We start from the raw sequence: 19,827 nt of genomic DNA on the forward strand, positions 1-19,827 counted from the left end.
GTTTTACACTCAATTATTCAAACGACTGTAATTTATACCTCAAAGTATAATTAACTATAATCGCCCGTCAAACGGCCTCCCGTCGCCGATCCTCCCGCGGACACCGGGCAAACTTCGCCCGGTAGCTGCGGGTGAAATACGACGGTGATTCAAACCCGCAGGCGATGCTGACTTCCAGCACGCTCATGTCGGTCTGACGCAACAGCTGCCGGGCCTTTTCCAGTCTCAAGCGCAGATAGAAATTGCTCGGCGTGTCATTCAGATGCAGGCGGAACAACCGCTCCAGTTGCCGCCGCGTCACCTTGATCGACTCCGCCAGTTCCAGGGTGGTCAGCGGTGGTTCGCTGTGCTGCTCCATCTCGCCGATCACATGCACCAGCTTCTTGTTGCTGATGCCGTAACGCGTGGCGACCTCCATACGCTGGTGGTCCTTGCGCGGACGAATCCGCCCCAATACAAACTGCTCGCTGACCTGGATCGCCAGTTGCGGGCCGTGGGCCTGGGCGATCAGGTCGAGCATCAGGTCGATGGACGCGGTACCGCCGGCAGACGTGATGCGCCGACGGTCGATCTCGAACAGCTCCTGGGTGACGCTGAGCTGTGGATAAGATTCCTTGAAGGCGTCGATGGCTTCCCAGTGCAGGGTCAGGCGATGACCATCGAGCAGGCCCGCCTCGGCAAGGACGAAGCTGCCGGTATCGATGGCGCCGAGGGTCACGCCTTCGTTGTCCAGCCGTCGCAGCCAGTGCTCCAGCGCCGGTGTGGCGAATTTCAACGGTTCGAAACCGGCGACCACCAGCAGCGTCGCCCCTTTCTTCAGCGGTTCCAGCGCCGCATCGGCGTTGACCGACATCCCGTTACTCGCCAGCACCGCCCCGCCATCGGCGCTCAAGACGTGCCAGCGATACAGCTCGCCGCGAAAGCGGTTGGCCACCCGCAGCGGTTCGATTGCCGAGATGAAACCGATGGCGGAAAAACCCGGCATCAACAGAAAGTAGAAATCCTGGGACATGGCGCGCACTCGGTCAGCGGGTAGCGTGCAACGTTGATACGCCAGTTGCGAGCGGCATTCAAGAGCACAGGTCGCTGCAGTGCAAGAGCTGGTCGCCGCAGTGCGTTTTTGCGGGGGCATTGCTGCGTAATTTGAGCATCACCGGCGCACAGACACCGGAACCCACAATAACGACCTGCCGAGGAACCCGACATGAAACGACTGATCAGCAGCTGTGTTCTCGCACTCAGCGGTACCGCGTTTTTAAGCGCCAGTGTCATGGCGGCCGATTCCGCATCGTGTCAGAACGTGCGCATGGGCGTGGTGAACTGGACCGACGTGATCGCCACCAGTGCCATGGCCCAGGTTCTGCTCGACGGCCTCGGCTACAGCACCAAACAGACCAGCGCCTCTCAGCAAATCGTCTTCGCCGGTATACGCGACCAGCGTCTGGACCTGTTCCTCGGCTACTGGAACCCGCTGATGACCCAGACCATCACCCCGTTCGTCGACGCCAATCAGGTCAAGGTGCTTGAAGCGCCAAGCCTCAAGGACGCCCGCGCCACTCTCGCCGTGCCGACCTACCTGGCGGACAAGGGCCTGAAAACCTTCGCCGACATCGCCAAATTCGAGAAGGAGCTGGGCGGCAAGATCTACGGCATCGAGCCAGGCTCGGGCGCCAACACCCAGATCAAGGCAATGATCGCCAAGAACCAGTTTGGCCTCGGCAAGTTCCAGCTCGTGGAATCCAGCGAGGCCGGCATGCTCGCCGCCGTCGATCGCGCCGTGCGCCGCAAGGAAGCCGTGGTGTTCTTCGGCTGGGCGCCGCACCCGATGAACGTCAACGTGCAGATGACCTATCTGACCGGCAGCGACGATGCCCTCGGCCCGAACGAAGGCATGGCCACCGTGTGGACCGTCACCGCGCCGAAATACGCCGAACAATGCCCGAACGTCAGCCGCCTGCTGAGCAACCTGACGTTCACCGCCGAAGACGAGAGCCGGATGATGCAGCCGCTGCTCGATCACAAGGACGCTTTCGAATCGGCCAAACAATGGCTCAAGGATCACCCGCAGGACAAACAGCGCTGGCTCGAAGGCGTTACCACTTTCGATGGCAAACCGGCGGCTGAAAACCTCCAGCTCACCAGCAAATAAACCGCAACGAATGAACCACTTCGCAGCCCGCCACGGGCTGCGAACAGACCCATCACGCCTGAAGGAAAACGCACCATGAACCACGACGTCATCATCACCTGCGCACTCACCGGTGCTGGCGACACGACCGCCAAGAGCCCTCACGTGCCGGTCACCCCGAAACAGATCGCCGCAGCCGCTGTAGAAGCGGCCAAGGCCGGCGCCACGGTCGTGCACTGCCACGTCCGTGACCCGCAGACCGGAAAGTTCAGCCGCGACGTGGCGCTGTACCGCGAAGTCATGGAGCGCATCCGCGAAGCCGACGTCGACATCATCGTCAACCTCACCGCCGGCATGGGCGGCGATCTGGAAATCGGCCCGGGCGAGAACCCGATGGAGTTCGGCCCGAACACCGATCTGGTTGGCCCGCTGACCCGTCTGGCCCACGTCGAAGAACTGCTGCCGGAAATCTGCACCCTGGATTGCGGCACCCTGAACTTCGGCGACGGCGACACCATTTACGTCTCCACCCCGGCCCAGCTGCGGGCTGGCGCCAAGCGCATCACCGAGCTGGGCGTGAAGGCGGAGCTGGAGATTTTCGACACCGGCCACCTGTGGTTCGCCAAACAGATGATCAAGGAAGGCCTGCTCGACAATCCGCTGTTCCAGCTGTGCCTGGGCATCCCGTGGGGCGCGCCGGCCGACACCACCACCATGAAAGCCATGGTCGACAACCTGCCCGCCGACGCGGTGTGGGCCGGCTTCGGCATCGGCCGGATGCAGATGCCGATGGCCGCGCAAGCGGTGCTGCTTGGCGGCAACGTGCGGGTCGGCCTGGAAGACAACCTGTGGCTGGACAAAGGCGTGCTGGCGACCAACGGCCAACTGGTCGAACGCGCCACTGAAATTCTCAGCCGCCTCGGCGCCCGCGTGCTGACCCCGGCTGAAGGTCGCAAGAAGATGGGCCTGACCCAGCGCGGCTGAAATCACCCTTTCCCCCGGTGGGCGGGCCATTGACGCCCACCGTTTTTTTGCCTCATTCCAGGAAGTGACCATGAGCTTTATCACCGAAATCAAAACCTTCGCAGCGCTGGGCAGCGGCGTCATCGGCAGCGGCTGGGTCGCCCGCGCCCTCGCCCACGGCCTCGACGTGGTGGCCTGGGACCCGGCGCCGGGTGCCGAAGCGGCGCTGCGCAAACGCGTGGCCAACGCCTGGGGGGCGCTGGAGAAAAACGGTCTGGCGCCGGGCGCGTCGCAGGATCGCCTGCGCTTTGTCGCGACCATTGAAGAATGCGTGCGCGATGCGGACTTCATCCAGGAAAGCGCCCCGGAACGCCTCGAACTGAAACTGGATCTGCACAGCAAAATCAGTGCGGCAGCCAAGCCGAATGCCCTGATCGGGTCCAGCACCTCGGGTCTGTTGCCAAGCGAGTTCTACGAGAGCTCGACCCACCCGGAACGTTGCGTGGTCGGTCACCCGTTCAACCCGGTTTACCTGCTGCCGCTGGTGGAAGTGGTCGGCGGCAAAAACACCGCGCCGGAAGCGGTTCAAGCGGCATTGAAAGTCTACGAATCCCTTGGCATGCGCCCGCTGCATGTGCGCAAGGAAGTGCCGGGCTTCATCGCCGACCGCCTGCTCGAAGCGCTGTGGCGCGAGGCGCTGCATCTGGTCAACGACGGGGTGGCGACCACCGGTGAAATCGATGATGCGATCCGCTTTGGTGCCGGTCTGCGCTGGTCGTTCATGGGCACGTTCCTGACCTACACCCTGGCCGGTGGCGATGCCGGCATGCGCCACTTCATGTCGCAGTTCGGCCCGGCGTTGCAGTTGCCGTGGACGTACCTGCCGGCACCGGAACTGACCGACAAGTTGATCGACGATGTGGTGGACGGCACCAGCGATCAACTGGGCCGGCACAGTATTTCGGCGCTGGAGCGCTATCGTGATGATTGCTTGCTGGCGGTGCTTGAGGCGGTGAAGACCACCAAAGAAAAGCATGGAATGAGTTTCAGCGAGTGATGTGTCTGGCTTGAAACCGCTGCCCTCACCCTAACCCTCCCGAAACGTCGGACCGCCCAAGGGGAGAGGGGATTGACCGCGGTGAATGTACGAGCTACGCCGACCTGAAAATCCCAAGTCGAACTCAGCTCTCGAAAAGCTTGAAGATCGGCTCCCTTTCCCCCTCTCCCTGAGGGAGAGGGCTGGGGTGAGGGGGTAGCTTTTGATCTTGAACACCAACTTCCAGCGGAACCCAATCATGCCCACCCTCACCACCTACCAGACCCGCATCATCCCCGACTGGGTCGACTACAACGGCCACCTGCGCGACGCCTTCTATCTGCTGATTTTCAGCTACGCCACCGACGCTCTGATGGATCGTCTCGGCATGGACAGCAACAACCGCGAAGCCAGCGGTCACTCGCTGTTCACCCTCGAACTGCACCTCAATTATCTGCACGAAGTGAAGCTCGACGCCGAAGTCGAAGTGCGCACGCAGATCATCGGCCACGACCAGAAACGCCTGCACCTCTATCACAGCCTGCACCTGGCCGGCGGTGACAAGGAGCTGGCCGGCAACGAACAGATGCTGCTGCACGTCGACCTCGCCGGGCCGCGTTCCGCACCGTTTACCCCGGACACCCTGAGCCGTCTGCAAGCCATCGTCGCCGAGCAGGCCGACCTGCCCGCCCCGGCTTACATCGGCCGGGTCATCGCCCTGCCCCCAGCCCGGTAAACTCATCCATCGCAAGGAGCCACCATGCAAACCGCCGCCGCAGTTGCCGATTTTCGTACTTATCCGTTGATCAGCGCGCTGAACGGCGTGCAGAACCTGGCGGATCGCGTCCTGATTGAATGGGCCGACGGGCGCGTCAGCCCGTTCCACCATGTGTGGCTGCGCGACAACTGCCCGTGTCCGCACTGCGTCTACAGCGTCACCCGTGAGCAGGTGTTCGAGATCATCGATGCGGCTCCCGACCTGACGCCATCCGCGGTGCACATCGACACCGATGGCTGCCTGCGTATCGACTGGCAGGACGGCCACCTCAGCCGCTTCGATGCCGGCTGGTTGCGCGCCCACGCCTACGATGATGAATCGCGCACCGAACGCCTCGCCTCCAAGCCGAAACCCTTCCTGTGGCGCAGCGATTTGCAGTTGCCGGTGTTCGACTACTCAGCCCTGATGAACGACAACGCCGCGTTGCTGCAATGGTTGCTGGCAGTACGCGATATCGGTCTGACTCAGGTGCGTGGCGTGCCCACCGAACCCGGTTCACTGAAGCTGATCGCCCAGCGCATTTCGTTCATCCGCGAGAGCAATTTCGGCGTGCTGTTCAACGTGCAATCCAAGGCCGATGCCGACAGCAATGCCTACACCGCTTTCAACCTGCCATTGCACACGGATCTGCCGACCCGCGAGCTGCAACCGGGGCTGCAATTTCTGCATTGCCTGGTGAACGACGCCGAGGGTGGCGAGAGCATTTTCGTCGACGGTTTTGCGATTGCCGAAGCGTTGCGTCAGGAAGACCCCGCGTCGTTTCAGGCGCTGTGCGAGATCCCGGTGGAGTTTCGCAACAAGGACCGCCACAGCGATTATCGCTGCCTGGCGCCGATCATCGCCCTGGACGCGTTGGGCCGGGTCGCGGAAATCCGCATGGCCAACTTTCTGCGCGGGGCGTTCGACACGTCTGTGGAGCAAATGCCCTTGCTGTATCGCGCTTACCGGCGCTTCATCGCCATGACGCGCGAGCCACGTTTCCGGGTCATGCAACGACTCAATCCGGGCGAGCTGTGGTGCTTCGATAACCGGCGTACCCTGCACGCGCGCAATGCGTTCGACCCGACCACCGGGGCCCGGCATTTTCAGGGCTGCTACATCGACCGAGACGAGTTGCTGTCGCGGATTCTGGTGTTGCAACGCTAGACCGCATCATCGTAATTCGCAGGTAAAAAAAGCCCCGATACAAGCCGTGACAGGATCGGGGCGAGGGTACTGTTGAGGAGCTGCCGTGGCGAGGGTGACCAAACCTTCGTGAAGCGAGCTGAGGCCAGTGTGCCCACTCCCCTTGCCGGCAAGTTAGCCGAAAACGACATGCTCATAGCCAATGTGGACACTGCGACAAATCGCCCTTGCCGTGCCTGGGCAGGCCTACCAGAATCGAGCCACGACCTCCGTTGCCGAAGAAGGATTCGCGTCATGATGTATGCCGATTTGATCGATCAGGAAGACCTGTTGGGCCAGCTCAAGTCGTTGGGATTCGAAGTACCGTCGGGCTCCACTGCCCAGCAGGCCTGCGAGTGCGCGGTGCGGGGTCTGGACGATGTGCGGGCCAACACGCTGCGCACCATGGTCAAGCAGATGTACACCAGCAGCGCGAGCATTCAGCCGACCGTGCGCGAAGCCATCGACAAGCAGTTGCTGCCGGCCCTGGCGCAGTATCAGCAAACCCGCGCCTGACATCTGACCGAAAAAAAAGATCGCAGCCTGCGACAGTGCCCTTCCTGAAGGCGCTGTCGCAGGCTGCGATCTTTCGTTTTAGAGGCGCACGCTGGCGAAGGTCGACTCGTTGCGTGCCTGGCTCAACGCCGACATCGGCCCGGACAACGGCGACATCACGATGGCCTGCGGCAGCGGCATCATCGCCACCTGCTGGGTGGTGTTGGAGCCGACGCGCTCGTCACGCGGCGGAATGCCGAAGTATTCGCGGTAGCACTTGGAGAAGTGCGGTGTCGACACGAACCCGCAGACCGACGCCACTTCGATGATCGACATCGGCGTCTGCTTCAGCAGTTGCCGCGCGCGGATCAGGCGCAGCTTGAGGTAGTAGCGCGACGGCGAGCAATGCAGGTATTTCTGGAACAGGCGCTCGAGCTGACGACGGGACACGGCGACGTACACCGCCAGTTCGTCGAGGTCGATCGGCTCTTCCAGGTTGGCTTCCATCAGCGCGACGATTTCCTGCAGTTTCGGCTGGTTGGTGCCGAGCATGTGCTTGAGCGGCACACGCTGGTGATCCTGCTCGTTGCGGATACGTTCGTAGACGAACATTTCCGAGATCGCGGCGGACAGTTCACGGCCGTGATCGCGGCTGATCAGGTGCAGCATCATGTCCAGCGGCGCGGTGCCGCCGGAGCTGGTGAAACGGTTACGGTCGAGGGTGAACAGGCGGGTGCTCATCGCAACGCGCGGGAAAGCTTCCTGCATCGCCGCCAGACATTCCCAGTGCACGCTGCAATCGAAGCCGTCGAGCAGGCCGGCGCAGGCCAGCGCCCAGCTGCCGGTGCACACGGCGCCGAGGCGGCGCGACTGACGCGCCTGGCTTTGCAGCCACGAAACGTGTTCACGGGTAACGGTGCGCTGAATGCCGATCCCGCCGCACACGATAACGGTGTCGAGGGCCGGGGCTTTGTGCATGGAGGCGTCGGGGGTGATCTGCAGACCGTCACTGGCCCAGACCTGGCCGCCATCGACAGTGAGGGTGGTCCAGCGATACAGCTCGCGACCGGACAACTGGTTGGCCATGCGCAGGGGTTCGACTGCGGATGCCAGGGAAATCAGCGTGAAATTGTCCAGCAGCAGAAAGCCGATGGATTGAGGCGCACGGTTCTGGGGTTGAGCCCCGGAGTTGAACGACGTCATCGCGGTATCTCCTCACACAAAGCGGGTGATGGCCTCAGGCGGAGGCTCTTGTTATTGCCATCGTTCTCTTGCGTGAGACGGGCTTTGTTATGACAGAGCAATTGCCATGCCTAAAATTGAATGGCTGTTCAATAACTCCTGAAAACGACGTCGCGACGCGTCTATACAAGCGCTCCGACGGAGGGTAATTCGAAGTGCCATCAGCGGCCGCAAAAGCCCTGCCCCGGAGCGTGTGAGCAAATCGGTAGCACTTGTGGGAACTGGCCTGCGCACGATTGTCCTACAGTGTCACCGCAGGCACGGGTGACGGACGGTAGCGCCTGCAAATCAGGCGCTGGAGGTGGGAAAGACTCTTATCTGATAGCGACGCGCCAAAAGGTGGCGCGTTTTATTACCGATGCTCACTTGGTGCGCAGTTTTGACTGGTCCGAGGTTATCGAAGGAATCAGCATTCAACCGCGCTGACCGCCAACCCGCCCCGCGATGTCTCTTTATATTTGTCATGCATGTCGGCGCCGGTATCGCGCATGGTGCGGATCACCCGGTCCAGCGAAATAAAATGCTGACCGTCCCCACGCAAGGCCATCTGCGCCGCGTTGATCGCCTTCACCGCCGCAATCGCATTGCGCTCGATGCACGGCACTTGCACCAGGCCACCCACCGGATCGCAGGTCAGACCGAGGTTGTGTTCCAGGCCGATTTCCGCCGCGTTGCACAACTGCTCAGGGCTCGCACCGAGGATTTCCGCCAGCCCTGCCGCCGCCATTGCGCAAGCCGAACCGACTTCACCCTGACAGCCGACTTCAGCGCCGGAAATCGAAGCGTTCTTCTTGCACAGAATCCCCACCGCCGCCGCCCCGAGGAAGTAATCGACCACGTTGGCGTCGGTCACCGCCTCGCTGAATTTCATGAAGTAATGCAGCACCGCCGGAATGATCCCCGCCGCGCCATTGGTGGGCGCCGTGACCATGCGTCCGCCAGCAGCGTTTTCCTCGTTCACCGCGAGGGCGAACAGGTTGACCCACTCCATCGCGCTGAGGGTCGAGCCGATCACATTGGGCTTGTTCAATTCCTGAAGACTGCGGTGCAACTTCGCCGCGCGGCGGCGCACGTTGAGGCCGCCGGGCAGGATGCCTTCGTGCTTGAGGCCCTGCTCGACGCAATCCTGCATCGCCCGCCAGAGCTTCATCAGGCCGGCGCGGATTTCTTCTTCGCTGCGCCAGACCTTCTCGTTGGCCATCATCAGTTCGGCCACGCGCAGGTTGTGGATCTTGCACAGTTCCAGCAGTTCCACCGCGCTGGAAAAGTCGTAAGGCAACTCGGTGCGATCCAGATCCACCACACCGCTGGAGGCTTGCGCCTCGTCCACCACAAAACCGCCGCCGACCGAATAGTAGGTGTCGCGATGCAGCTCGCCGTGATCGCCTTCGGCAACCAGGGTCATGGCGTTGGGGTGGAACGGCAGGTTCTCGTCGATCAGGCGCATGTCGCGGCCCCATATAAAGGGCACCGACAAACGACCGTCGAGCAACAGCGTGTGGGTTTCACGCAAGGCCTGGATCCGCGGGCCGATCTGCGACGGGTCGATCGCGTCCGGCCACTCGCCCATCAGGCCCATGATCACCGCGTTGTCGCTGCCGTGACCGACCCCGGTGGCCGACAGCGAACCGAACAGCTGCACCTCGATGCGGCGCACCTGCTCCAGTAGATGTTTGTCGCGCAACGACTCGACGAACAGGGCGGCGGCGCGCATGGGCCCGACGGTGTGGGAACTGGAAGGGCCAATGCCGATTTTGAACAGGTCGAAAACGCTGATAGCCATTGCTGCAGAGCTCCTGAGAGTGCCGGTCCGGGGCGTGAAGCGCCCGCTGGCGGAGCTGCTACGCTCAAGCTGCGATCCGCCGGAATGCCCGCATCATCGGGCTTTTCCCGGGTCGTTCGGCGTCTGACACCGACGTACTCATGCCCACTAACGCCGTGCCGGTTTCAGCCCGTGTTTTCGCCGTTTTTATGCGGTTCAGATGGCCAGACAGGGCAGAAAAAAGCTGTAAACGACGTCACTGACACTGGATGCGACCATCCCTGTACTGGATACGACGCACCCTGTAGGCGTCAGATTTTCACTGGTACATGATCGTATCGACTCGATTGCAAGGCGCTGCGGTAGAGCTGTCTCCAGAACGCCATCCAACCGCAACCCATAAGTGCGGTGGTCCAATCGGAACACTGCCAAAAAAACACCAAGGAGTCCATTCATGAAAGGTTCCCCGTCGTTGTTGTTGGCCGCCATGCTGAGTCTGCCGTTACTGGCTCAAGCCGCAGAACCGGCGCAGTGCAGTACCGTGAACTTCTCCGATGTCGGCTGGACCGACATCACCGCGACAACCGCCACCACCTCCGTCGTGCTTCAGGCCCTCGGCTACAAGACCAAGACCACCATGATTTCCGTCCCCGTGACCTACAAGTCGCTGGCCGACGGCAAGAACATGGACGTGTTCCTCGGCAACTGGATGCCGACCATGGAAAACGACATCAAGGCCTACCGCGACGCCGGCACCGTGGAAACCGTGCGCACCAACCTCAAGGGCGCCAAGTACACCCTCGCCGTTCCGCAAGCCTTGTATGACAAGGGTCTGCACGACTTCGCCGACATCGCCAAATTCAAGAAAGAACTCGACGGCAAGATCTACGGGATCGAGCCGGGCAACGACGGCAACCGTCTGATCCAGAGCATGATCGACAAGAACGCCTTCGGCCTGAAAGACGCCGGCTTCAAGGTCGTCGAATCCAGCGAGGCGGGCATGCTGTCGCAGGTCGACCGCGCGCAGAAACGCGACACCGCCGTGGTGTTCCTCGGCTGGGCGCCGCACCCGATGAACAAGCGCTTCAAGATTCAGTACCTGACCGGCGGCGATGACTTCTTCGGCCCGGATTTCGGCGCCGCCACCGTGGCGACCAACACCCGCAAGGGCTACGCCGAGGAATGCAGCAACGTAGGCCAGCTGCTGAAAAACCTGGAGTTCACCGTCGACATGGAAAGCGAACTGATGGGCAACATCCTGGACGACAAGATGAAGCCTGACGCGGCCGCCAAGGCCTGGCTGAAAAAGAATCCACAGGTGCTCGATACCTGGCTCGCTGGCGTGACCACCATTGACGGTAAACCTGGCCTGGAGGCCGTGAAAGCCAAGATTGCCCAGTAATCGCTTATGCCGGGCGGGCTAGTCCCGTCCGGGCTGTTTATTTCCTTGCATGCGGACGTTCACTACCATGCTGATTGATCAGAAAATCCCTTTAGGCCAGTACATCGCGGGCTTCGTTGAATGGTTGACGCAACACGGCGCCAACACCTTCGACGCAATCGCCGTGACACTGGAAACGATGATCCACGGCGTGACGTTTGCGCTGACCTGGTTCAACCCGCTGGTGCTGATCGGCCTCATCGCCCTGCTGGCCCACTTCATTCAACGCAAATGGGGCCTGACCGCGTTCGTGGTAGCCTCCTTTCTGCTGATCCTCAACCTGGGGTACTGGCAGGAAACCATGGAAACCCTCGCCCAGGTCATGTTCGCGACCCTGGTCTGCGTGGTCATTGGCGTGCCGCTGGGCATCGTCGCCGCGCACAAACCGATGTTCTACACTTTGATGAGGCCGGTACTCGATCTGATGCAGACCGTACCGACCTTCGTTTACCTCATTCCTACCCTGACCCTCTTCGGGCTGGGTGTGGTGCCGGGCCTGATCTCGACGGTGGTGTTCGCCATCGCCGCGCCGATCCGCCTGACCTACCTGGGCATCCGCGATGTCCCGCAAGAACTGATGGACGCCGGCAAGGCCTTCGGCTGCTCGCGTCGCCAACTGCTTTCACGGATCGAACTGCCTCACGCCATGCCGAGCATCGCGGCCGGCATCACCCAGTGCATCATGCTGTCGCTGTCGATGGTGGTGATCGCGGCACTGGTGGGCGCCGACGGACTCGGCAAACCGGTGGTCAACGCACTGAACACTGCTGATATCGCCCTGGGCTTCGAAGCGGGCCTGGCGATCGTACTGCTGGCGATCATGCTCGACCGTATCTGCAAACAACCCGACGCCAAAGTAGGGGGTGACGCATGAGCATAATTCGCTTCGATAACGTTGACGTGATCTTCACCAGGGATCCGCGCGAAGCACTGAAACTTCTCGATCAAGGCCTGACCCGCAGTGAGATCCTGAAAAAGACCGGGCAGATCGTTGGCGTTGAAAAGGCCAGCCTGGACATCAACAAAGGCGAAATCTGCGTGCTGATGGGCCTCTCCGGCTCCGGCAAGTCGAGCCTGCTGCGCTGCATCAACGGCCTCAACACCGTGAGCCGCGGCAAGCTGTTCGTCGAACACGAAGGCAAGCAGATCGACATCGCCTCCTGCACCCCGGCCGAGCTGAAAATGATGCGCACCAAACGCATCGCCATGGTGTTCCAGAAGTTCGCTCTGATGCCGTGGCTGACGGTGCGCGAGAACATCAGTTTCGGTCTGGAAATGCAGGGTCGCCCGGAGAAGGAACGGCGCAAGCTGGTCGATGACAAACTCGAACTGGTGGGCTTGACCCAATGGCGCAACAAGAAGCCCGACGAGCTGTCCGGCGGCATGCAGCAGCGTGTCGGCCTGGCCCGCGCGCTGGCGATGGATGCCGACATCCTGCTGATGGACGAACCGTTCTCGGCGCTCGACCCGCTGATCCGTCAGGGTCTGCAGGATGAACTGCTGGAACTGCAACGCAAGCTGAGCAAGACCATCGTCTTCGTGAGCCACGACCTCGACGAGGCGCTGAAACTCGGCAGCCGCATCGCGATCATGAAAGACGGCCGGATCATCCAGTACAGCGTGCCGGAAGAGATCGTGCTCAACCCGGCGGACGATTACGTGCGCACCTTCGTCGCCCACACCAACCCGCTGAACGTGCTGTGCGGTCGCAGCCTGATGCGCACCCTGGACAACTGCAAACGCATCAACGGTTCGGTATGCCTCGATCCGGGTGGCGATTCGTGGCTGGACCTGGCCGAAGGCAACACCATCAAGGGTGCGCGGCAGAACGGTTCGGTGCTGAACCTGCAGAACTGGGCACCGGGGCAAGCCGTGGAAGGGCTGGAGCGCAAACCGACGCTGGTGGACTCGAACATCGGCATGCGCGACGCCTTGCAGATCCGTTACCAGACCGGCAACAAACTGGTGCTGCACGACAACAACCATGTGGTGGGGATTCTTGGGGACAGCGAGCTGTATCACGCGCTGCTCGGCAAGAACCTGGGGTAAAGAGAGCAGACACAAAAACGCCGCGAGAGGATCGCGGCGTTTTTGTTTTGATCGTTCCCACGCTCTGCGTGGGAACGATCCTGAATCACAACTCAGCTATAGACCCGGCCAAGGAGCTGCCGATGGCTTTCAAACTGATCGAGCACATCGCGCGTGATCTGATCCTGTGTGAAGCCCATCAGGTCGTAGTCCTGGCTGCCGTTGTGCAGGTACACCTCGGCGCGGTAGAAACGCTGGCGCGCTTCATCGGACTGGACCGACTCGCTCGGGGTCGCCAGGTAGCCGTCCAGGCTCACTTCGTAGACAAAAGGGTTGCCCTCTTCCATCTCGACCCGCACGCCCATGCAGCGCTTGGATTTGCCCAGCAGCGTCTGCACTTCCAGACCCTGTGCACGCATCTGCGCAGCGGCATCTTCCAGCGCCGGGCTGACGTGTTTGTCCATGAAGCGCTGAACCACCGACTGGCTCGGTTGCAGATCCAGCTGGGTCAGGCGCTCGCTGAAACCACGACGACCGCGTTCAGCCAGTTGCGCCTGCTCCTGTTCGATCTGCATGTCCTGGCGCATCGCCTTGTGCAGGCCGAACATGAAGCACACCAGGACCACCGAGAACGGCAGACCGGCCAGCACCACCATGGTCTGCATGGCTTCGAAGTTACCGGCGAACAGCAGGCCGATGGTCACCAGAGTGATCACGACCGACCAGAAGATCCGCAGCCAGTGCGGGGCGTCTTCGTCGACGTTACCGCCCTTGCAGGACAGGTTCGCCATCATCACCGCACCGGAGTCGGCCGGGGTCAGGAACAGCACGAAACCAACGAAGATCGACACGCCGATCACGACTTTCGACGCCGGGTAGTGTTCAAGCAACTGATAGATCGCCATCGACGGCTGTTCCAGCGCCGTCTTGCCGAGTTCCACCGCGCCCTGGTTCATCACCAGATCCAGCGCCGAGTTACCGAAGATCGACAGCCACGCCAAGGTGAAACCCAGCGGAATCAGCAGCACGCCAGCCACCAGCTCACGCACGGTACGACCACGGGAAATACGCGCGATGAACATGCCGACGAATGGGGCCCAGGAAATCCACCACGCCCAGTAGAACAGAGTCCACAGGCCCAGCCAGCGGTCGGACTTCTCGCTGTCGCCTTCATAGACGTACAGGTCGAAAGTCTTCAGCACCACGCCGTTGAGGTAGTCGCCAATGTTCTGCACGAAGCCGTTGAGCAGGTGCAGGGTCGGGCCGAACAGCAGAACGAAAATCAGCAGGCCGCTGAACAGGATGATGTTGAGGTTGGACAGACGACGGATGCCGTTTTCCACACCGGACACGGCAGCGATGGTCGCCACGGTGCTCATCACGATGATCACGATCAGCAGGTTGGTGTTGCTGTGTTCCATGCCGAACAGGTTTTCCAGGCCCGAGGACACTTGCAGCGAGCCGATCCCCAGGTTGGTCACCAGACCCAGCAGGGTCACGAACATGCCGAAGCCGTCCACCGCATGACCGGCAGCGCCTTTGACCCAACGCTCGCCCACCAGCGGGTACAGCGCCGAACGCAGGGCCAGCGGCTGGTTATGACGATAAGCGAAATAAGCCACGGCCAGACCGACCAGCGCATAGATCGCCCAGCCGTGCAGGCCCCAGTGCAGGAAAGTCAGCTGAACGGCCTGACGTGCCGCCATGTTGGTCGCGGACGCACCTTCCGGCGGATTGAAGTAGTGATCCAGCGGCTCGGAGGCGCCGAAGTACAGCAGCGAAATACCGATACCCGACGAGAACAGCATCCCCGCCCAGGCACCGTAGCTGAAATCCGGGGTGTCGTCCTTGCTACCCAGTTTGAGTTTGCCGTAGGAGGAAAACGCCAGGCCGACCACGAAAACCAGGTAAGCGGCGATCACCACCATGTAGTACCAGCCGAAGCTGCGGGACAACCAGGCCTGAGCCACTCCCAGCATTCTGCCGGCCTCTTGCGGGGCGATGATCAGAATGGCGGTCAACAACAGAATCAGCGCGGTAGAGGTGTAGAACACCCAACCGTTGACCGTCACCTTCTCGGGCGGGGTCTTTATAAGCGAGGCAGAACTCATGGCACAAATGCTCCAGGCAGTGCGAGAGAAGAACACAAGGCAACACGGAACCCGACCAATCGGTTAGTTGGCAGCCGACCGGCGGGTGATATAAAGACACCCCGAAAAAAGCCCGAACCTGCAGAGATGGCATCGCGAATCGCCGTCGTGGCCGAGGCATGGACGTTCATCCGAAACCTGGCCTTGAGCGTCTTGCCCATTCAACACGTCCATCGAACGTCGAACCGCGCCTTGCCCCGCGCAGGTTTCGAGCCTTTTCGGATGTCGGTCTTATCGCCACTTACACGTAGGAAAAATCTGTAGGCAGCGACGATTTGTCGCAGATCTTATTCTTTGTTGATTGAACGTTCAATCAAAACAAAATAGACTGGCCCTCAATCCGATAGGCGTCATTCGCCCGTCGGAAGGCCTAAGGAGATGTGCAAGATGCCCAAGGTCGGTATGCAACCCATCCGCCGCCAACAACTGATCGAAGCCACTTTGCAGGCGGTTGATCAGGTCGGAATGGGGGACGCCAGCATTGCGCTGATCGCCCGTTTGGCCGGTGTCTCGAATGGCATCATCAGTCACTATTTTCAGGACAAGAACGGCCTGATTGCCGCCACGATGCGGTATCTGATGAGCGTCCTCAGCGAGAACGTCACCGCGCGCCGTCAGGCGCTGGCAGACAGCAGCCCCCGGGCGCATCTGCAGGTGATCATCGAAGGCAACTTCGACGCCAGCCAAGTCAATGGCCCGGCAATGAAAACCTGGCTGGCCTTCTGGGCCACCAGCATGCACCAGCCGTCTTTGCACAGGTTGCAGCGGATCAACGATCACCGTCTGTATTCCAACCTGTGCTGCGAGTTCCGCCGTGTGTTGCCGCTCGAAGATGCGCGCACCGCCGCCCGTGGACTGGCAGCTCTGATCGACGGTTTGTGGTTGCGCGGCGCGCTGTCGGGAGACGCTTTCGACACTGCGCAGGCGCAACAGATCGCTTACGAATACATGGATTTCCAATTGGCCAAGCAGGTGAGCTAGAGCACAGAGAAAACGCTCGGCCCCTGAACTGTCACCGACCAGTGATGCCACAGCTATATGGCTCACCCGGTGACCAACGCCAACCACTAATGCACTTGCGAGGACACTATGGCCCGTTTCGAACTGCAAAAACTCTACATCGATGGCGCGTACTCCGACGCCGGCAGCGATGCCACCTTCGAAGCCATCAACCCGGCTAACGGTGAAGTCCTCGCACAAGTGCAACGTGCGACCAAGGAAGACGTCGAGCGTGCTGTGGTCAGCGCCGAAAAGGGCCAGAAAATCTGGGCCGCGATGACCGCCATGGAGCGTTCGCGCATCCTGCGTCGTGCCGTCGACATCCTGCGCGAGCGCAACGATGAACTGGCAGCCCTGGAAACCCTGGACACCGGTAAAGCCTTCTCCGAAACCAAGTACGTCGACATCGTCACTGGCGCCGACGTGCTGGAATACTACGCAGGCCTGGTGCCCGCCATCGAAGGCGAGCAGATCCCGCTGCGTGACACTTCCTTCGCCTACACCCGTCGCGAGCCGCTGGGCGTTGTCGCCGGTATCGGCGCGTGGAACTACCCGATTCAGATCGCTCTGTGGAAATCCGCTCCAGCCCTGGCGGCCGGTAACGCGATGATCTTCAAGCCAAGCGAAGTCACCTCGCTGACCACCCTGAAACTGGCCGAAATCTACACCGAAGCCGGCGTTCCGAACGGCGTGTTCAACGTACTGACCGGCAGCGGCCGTGAAGTCGGCACCTGGCTGACCGAGCACCCGCGCATCGAGAAGATCTCTTTCACCGGCGGCACCGACACCGGCAAGAAGGTCATGGCCAGCGCTTCGGCTTCGTCGCTCAAAGACGTGACCATGGAACTGGGCGGAAAGTCTCCGCTGATCATCTGTGACGACGCCGATCTGGATCGCGCCGCCGACACCGCCATGATGGCCAACTTCTACAGCTCCGGTCAGGTCTGCACCAACGGCACTCGCGTGTTCGTGCCGAGCCACCTGAAAGCCGCTTTCGAAGCCAAGATCGTCGAGCGCGTTGCGCGCATCCGCGTTGGCAACCCGGAAGACGAAAACACCAACTTCGGCCCGCTGGTCAGCTTCCCGCACATGGAAAGCGTGCTGGGCTACATCGCCAAGGGTAAAGAAGAAGGCGCCCGCGTTCTGTGCGGCGGCGAACGTTTGACCGACGGCGAATTCGCCAAGGGCGCGTTCGTGGCTCCGACCGTGTTCACCGACTGCACCGACGACATGACCATCGTCCGTGAAGAAATCTTCGGCCCGGTAATGGCGATCCTGACCTACGAAACCGAAGAAGAAGTGATCCGTCGCGCCAACGACACCGACTTCGGCCTGGCCGCCGGTATCGTCACCCGCGACCTGAACCGCGCCCACCGCGTGATTCATCAACTGGAAGCCGGTATCTGCTGGATCAACGCCTGGGGCGAGTCCGACGCAAAAATGCCGGTTGGCGGTTACAAGCAGTCGGGCGTCGGCCGTGAGAACGGCATCAGCTCGCTGAACAACTTCACTCGCATCAAATCGGTACAGGTCGAGCTGGGCGATTACGTCTCGGTGTTCTAAGACCCGCCATCGTGTGCTGCCCGCGAAGCCGCCTTCGCGGGCAAGCCCGCTCCCACAGGGAAGCGCTGGCTGTCTGACCTGACCAACTTCAAAGAGGGTGCATTCAATGTCCCAAGAATTCGATTACATCATCGTCGGTGCCGGCTCTGCCGGTAACACCCTGGCGACCCGTCTGACTGAAGACGAAGGCGTCACCGTCCTGCTGCTCGAAGCCGGTGGCCCGGACTACCGTCTCGATTTCCGCACGCAGATGCCGGCAGCCCTGGCATTCCCGCTGCAAGGCCGCCGCTACAACTGGGCGTACGAAACCGATCCTGAGCCACACATGGACGGTCGCCGGATGGAATGCGGTCGCGGCAAAGGCCTCGGCGGTTCCTCGCTGATCAACGGCATGTGCTACATCCGCGGCAACGCAATGGACTACGACGGCTGGGCCAAACTGCCAGGCCTGGAAGACTGGTCCTACCTCGATTGCCTGCCGTATTTCCGTAAAGCGGAAACCCGCGACATCGGCCCGAACGACTACCACGGTGGCGACGGTCCGGTCAGCGTGACCACTCCGAAAGCGGGCAACAACCCGCTGTTCCACGCCATGGTTGAAGCTGGCGTGCAGGCCGGTTACCCGCGTACCGAAGACTTGAACGGCTACCAGCAGGAAGGCTTCGGCCCGATGGACCGCACCGTGACGCCGAACGGCCGTCGTGCTTCCACCGCCCGTGGTTACCTGGACGTGGCCAAGAAGCGTTCGACCCTGACCATCGTCACCCACGCCCTGACCGACAAGGTTCTGTTCGAAGGCAAGCGTGCCGTTGGCGTGCGTTACCTGGTCGGCGCCGCTGAAGAACGCGTTGAAGCCCGCGCCCGTAAAGAAGTCATCGTCTGCTCCGGCGCGATCGCTTCGCCGCAACTGCTGCAACGCTCCGGCGTCGGCCCGGCAAAACTGCTGGAAAGCCTCGACATCCCGGTCGTTCACGATCTGCCGGGCGTCGGTGAAAACCTGCAGGATCACCTCGAGCTGTACCTGCAATACGCTTGCACCCAACCGGTCTCGCTGTACCCGTCGCTGCTCTGGTACAACCAGCCGGCCATCGGTGCCGAGTGGCTGTTCAACGGCACCGGCATCGGCGCCAGCAACCAGTTCGAAGCCGGCGGTTTCATCCGTACCCGTCCGGAATTCGAGTGGCCGAACATCCAGTATCACTTCCTGCCGGTGGCGATTAACTACAACGGCAGCAACGGTGTGAAAGAGCACGGTTTCCAGGCGCACATGGGTTCCATGCGTTCGCCGAGCCGCGGTCGCGTCCAGGTCAAATCCAAGGATCCGCGCCAGCACCCGAGCATCCTGTTCAACTACATGGCCACCGAGCAGGACTGGCAGGAATTCCGCGACGGCATCCGCCTGACCCGTGAAATCATGCAACAGCCTGCACTGGACGCCTTCCGTGGCCGTGAAATCAGCCCGGGCATCGAAGTGCAAACCGATGAGCAGCTGGACAAGTTCATCCGCGAGCACGCCGAAACCGCGTTCCACCCGTCCTGCTCGTGCAAGATGGGCACCGACGACATGGCAGTAGTGGATGGCGAAGGCCGCGTGCATGGCATGCAGGGTCTGCGTGTGGTCGATGCCTCGATCATGCCGATCATCACCACTGGCAACCTGAACGCGCCGACGATCATGATCGCCGAGAAAATCGCCGACAAGATCCGTGGCCGCCAGCCGCTGCCGCGCAGCAACGCACCGTACTATGTCGCTGGCGATGCGCCGGTGAAAGGCAAGGCGCTGCGTGATGTGAGTGCTGTTGCTCAGTAAACCGTAATACCGCGTCACGGCTAATCGCTGGCAAGCCAGCTCCCACAGGTTTTGCGTCGTTCACAGATTCTGTGACCACCAAAAAACCTGTGGGAGCGGGCTTGCCCGCGATGAGGCCATGCAATTCACCGCAAATTCTCCTGCTTCACAGTAAATCCTCCGACACCCCCTCTTCACTTGATCCTACACCCCACGCAGGCCTACTCTAGTCCTCGCCCAATCGTTTCACCCCCTCCCCGCCGAATCCGCTTCGCCGTTTCTCCCATGA

Annotated in this window: 16 protein-coding genes; 12 read left to right on the forward strand and 4 right to left on the reverse strand. The window is 61.3% G+C overall.

The genetic code is table 11. The features are described from left to right. Positions 1-67: 67 nt before the first annotated feature. Complete coding sequence (locus tag AC07XZ_RS00645; RefSeq protein ID WP_011336294.1) at positions 68-1,012, reverse strand: GlxA family transcriptional regulator; 945 nt, start codon at positions 1,010-1,012, stop codon at positions 68-70. 192 nt (positions 1,013-1,204) lie between these two features. On the opposite strand from AC07XZ_RS00645, the gene choX reads away from it, so the two are divergent. The 6 genes from choX (at position 1,205) to AC07XZ_RS00675 (ending at position 6,585) form a co-directional block, all read left to right on the forward strand. Next, positions 1,205-2,149, forward strand: a complete 945-nt coding sequence (gene choX, locus AC07XZ_RS00650) for a choline ABC transporter substrate-binding protein (protein WP_007959767.1) — start codon at positions 1,205-1,207, stop codon at positions 2,147-2,149. A gap of 75 nt (positions 2,150-2,224) precedes the next feature. Further along, positions 2,225-3,112, forward strand: coding sequence for a 3-dehydrocarnitine:acetyl-CoA trimethylamine transferase CdhC (cdhC, locus tag AC07XZ_RS00655; protein ID WP_064380223.1), 888 nt, complete (start codon positions 2,225-2,227; stop codon positions 3,110-3,112). 70 nt (positions 3,113-3,182) lie between these two features. Beyond that, complete coding sequence (locus tag AC07XZ_RS00660) at positions 3,183-4,148, forward strand: L-carnitine dehydrogenase (RefSeq protein ID WP_102685738.1); 966 nt, start codon at positions 3,183-3,185, stop codon at positions 4,146-4,148. A 238-nt stretch (positions 4,149-4,386) separates the two neighbouring features. Next, a complete protein-coding gene (locus AC07XZ_RS00665; protein WP_102685739.1) occupies positions 4,387-4,863 on the forward strand; it encodes a thioesterase family protein in 477 nt (158 codons plus the stop codon). Between the two features lie 24 nt (positions 4,864-4,887). Further along, entirely contained in the window at positions 4,888-6,051 is a 1,164-nt protein-coding gene (locus AC07XZ_RS00670; protein ID WP_102685740.1) for a gamma-butyrobetaine dioxygenase, read from the forward strand. A 273-nt stretch (positions 6,052-6,324) separates the two neighbouring features. Beyond that, entirely contained in the window at positions 6,325-6,585 is a 261-nt protein-coding gene (locus tag AC07XZ_RS00675; protein ID WP_007959758.1) for a hypothetical protein, read from the forward strand. Positions 6,586-6,663: 78 nt separating this feature from the next. Here AC07XZ_RS00675 and gbdR read toward each other — a convergent pair whose 3' ends face one another. Continuing rightward, positions 6,664-7,767: a choline metabolism transcriptional regulator GbdR gene (gene gbdR / locus AC07XZ_RS00680; protein WP_011336300.1), complete on the reverse strand. Its 1,104-nt coding sequence runs from the start codon at positions 7,765-7,767 to the stop codon at positions 6,664-6,666. Between the two features lie 445 nt (positions 7,768-8,212). After that, positions 8,213-9,589: an L-serine ammonia-lyase gene (locus tag AC07XZ_RS00685; RefSeq protein WP_102685741.1), complete on the reverse strand. Its 1,377-nt coding sequence runs from the start codon at positions 9,587-9,589 to the stop codon at positions 8,213-8,215. A 433-nt stretch (positions 9,590-10,022) separates the two neighbouring features. Here AC07XZ_RS00685 and AC07XZ_RS00690 point away from each other — a divergent pair, with 433 nt between their 5' ends. The 3 genes from AC07XZ_RS00690 to choV all read left to right on the forward strand — a co-directional run bounded on the left by AC07XZ_RS00690 (position 10,023) and on the right by choV (position 13,058). Further along, positions 10,023-10,970 carry a choline ABC transporter substrate-binding protein gene (locus tag AC07XZ_RS00690; RefSeq protein WP_085746647.1) on the forward strand — a complete coding sequence of 316 codons (948 nt, stop codon included), beginning with the start codon at positions 10,023-10,025 and terminating at the stop codon, positions 10,968-10,970. A gap of 67 nt (positions 10,971-11,037) precedes the next feature. Continuing rightward, positions 11,038-11,883 carry a choline ABC transporter permease subunit gene (gene choW / locus AC07XZ_RS00695; RefSeq protein ID WP_007959749.1) on the forward strand — a complete coding sequence of 282 codons (846 nt, stop codon included), beginning with the start codon at positions 11,038-11,040 and terminating at the stop codon, positions 11,881-11,883. Then, positions 11,880-13,058, forward strand: coding sequence for a choline ABC transporter ATP-binding protein (gene choV / locus AC07XZ_RS00700; protein WP_102685742.1), 1,179 nt, complete (start codon positions 11,880-11,882; stop codon positions 13,056-13,058). The genes choW and choV overlap by 4 nt, the downstream gene beginning before the upstream one ends. Positions 13,059-13,150: 92 nt before the next feature. On the opposite strand, the gene AC07XZ_RS00705 is transcribed toward choV, so the two are convergent. Then, a complete protein-coding gene (locus AC07XZ_RS00705) occupies positions 13,151-15,091 on the reverse strand; it encodes a BCCT family transporter (protein WP_223290698.1) in 1,941 nt (646 codons plus the stop codon). A 483-nt stretch (positions 15,092-15,574) separates the two neighbouring features. Between AC07XZ_RS00705 and betI the strand changes: the two genes are divergently transcribed. The 3 genes from betI (at position 15,575) to betA (ending at position 19,559) form a co-directional block, all read left to right on the forward strand. Beyond that, entirely contained in the window at positions 15,575-16,168 is a 594-nt protein-coding gene (betI, locus tag AC07XZ_RS00710) for a transcriptional regulator BetI (protein ID WP_011336305.1), read from the forward strand. A 108-nt stretch (positions 16,169-16,276) separates the two neighbouring features. Then, positions 16,277-17,749: a betaine-aldehyde dehydrogenase gene (betB, locus tag AC07XZ_RS00715; RefSeq protein ID WP_102685743.1), complete on the forward strand. Its 1,473-nt coding sequence runs from the start codon at positions 16,277-16,279 to the stop codon at positions 17,747-17,749. A 106-nt stretch (positions 17,750-17,855) separates the two neighbouring features. Continuing rightward, positions 17,856-19,559 carry a choline dehydrogenase gene (gene betA, locus AC07XZ_RS00720; protein ID WP_102685744.1) on the forward strand — a complete coding sequence of 568 codons (1,704 nt, stop codon included), beginning with the start codon at positions 17,856-17,858 and terminating at the stop codon, positions 19,557-19,559. The last annotated feature ends 268 nt before the right edge of the window (positions 19,560-19,827 follow it).

This window comes from Pseudomonas sp. GW458-11-26-14-LB4 (assembly GCF_059423925.1).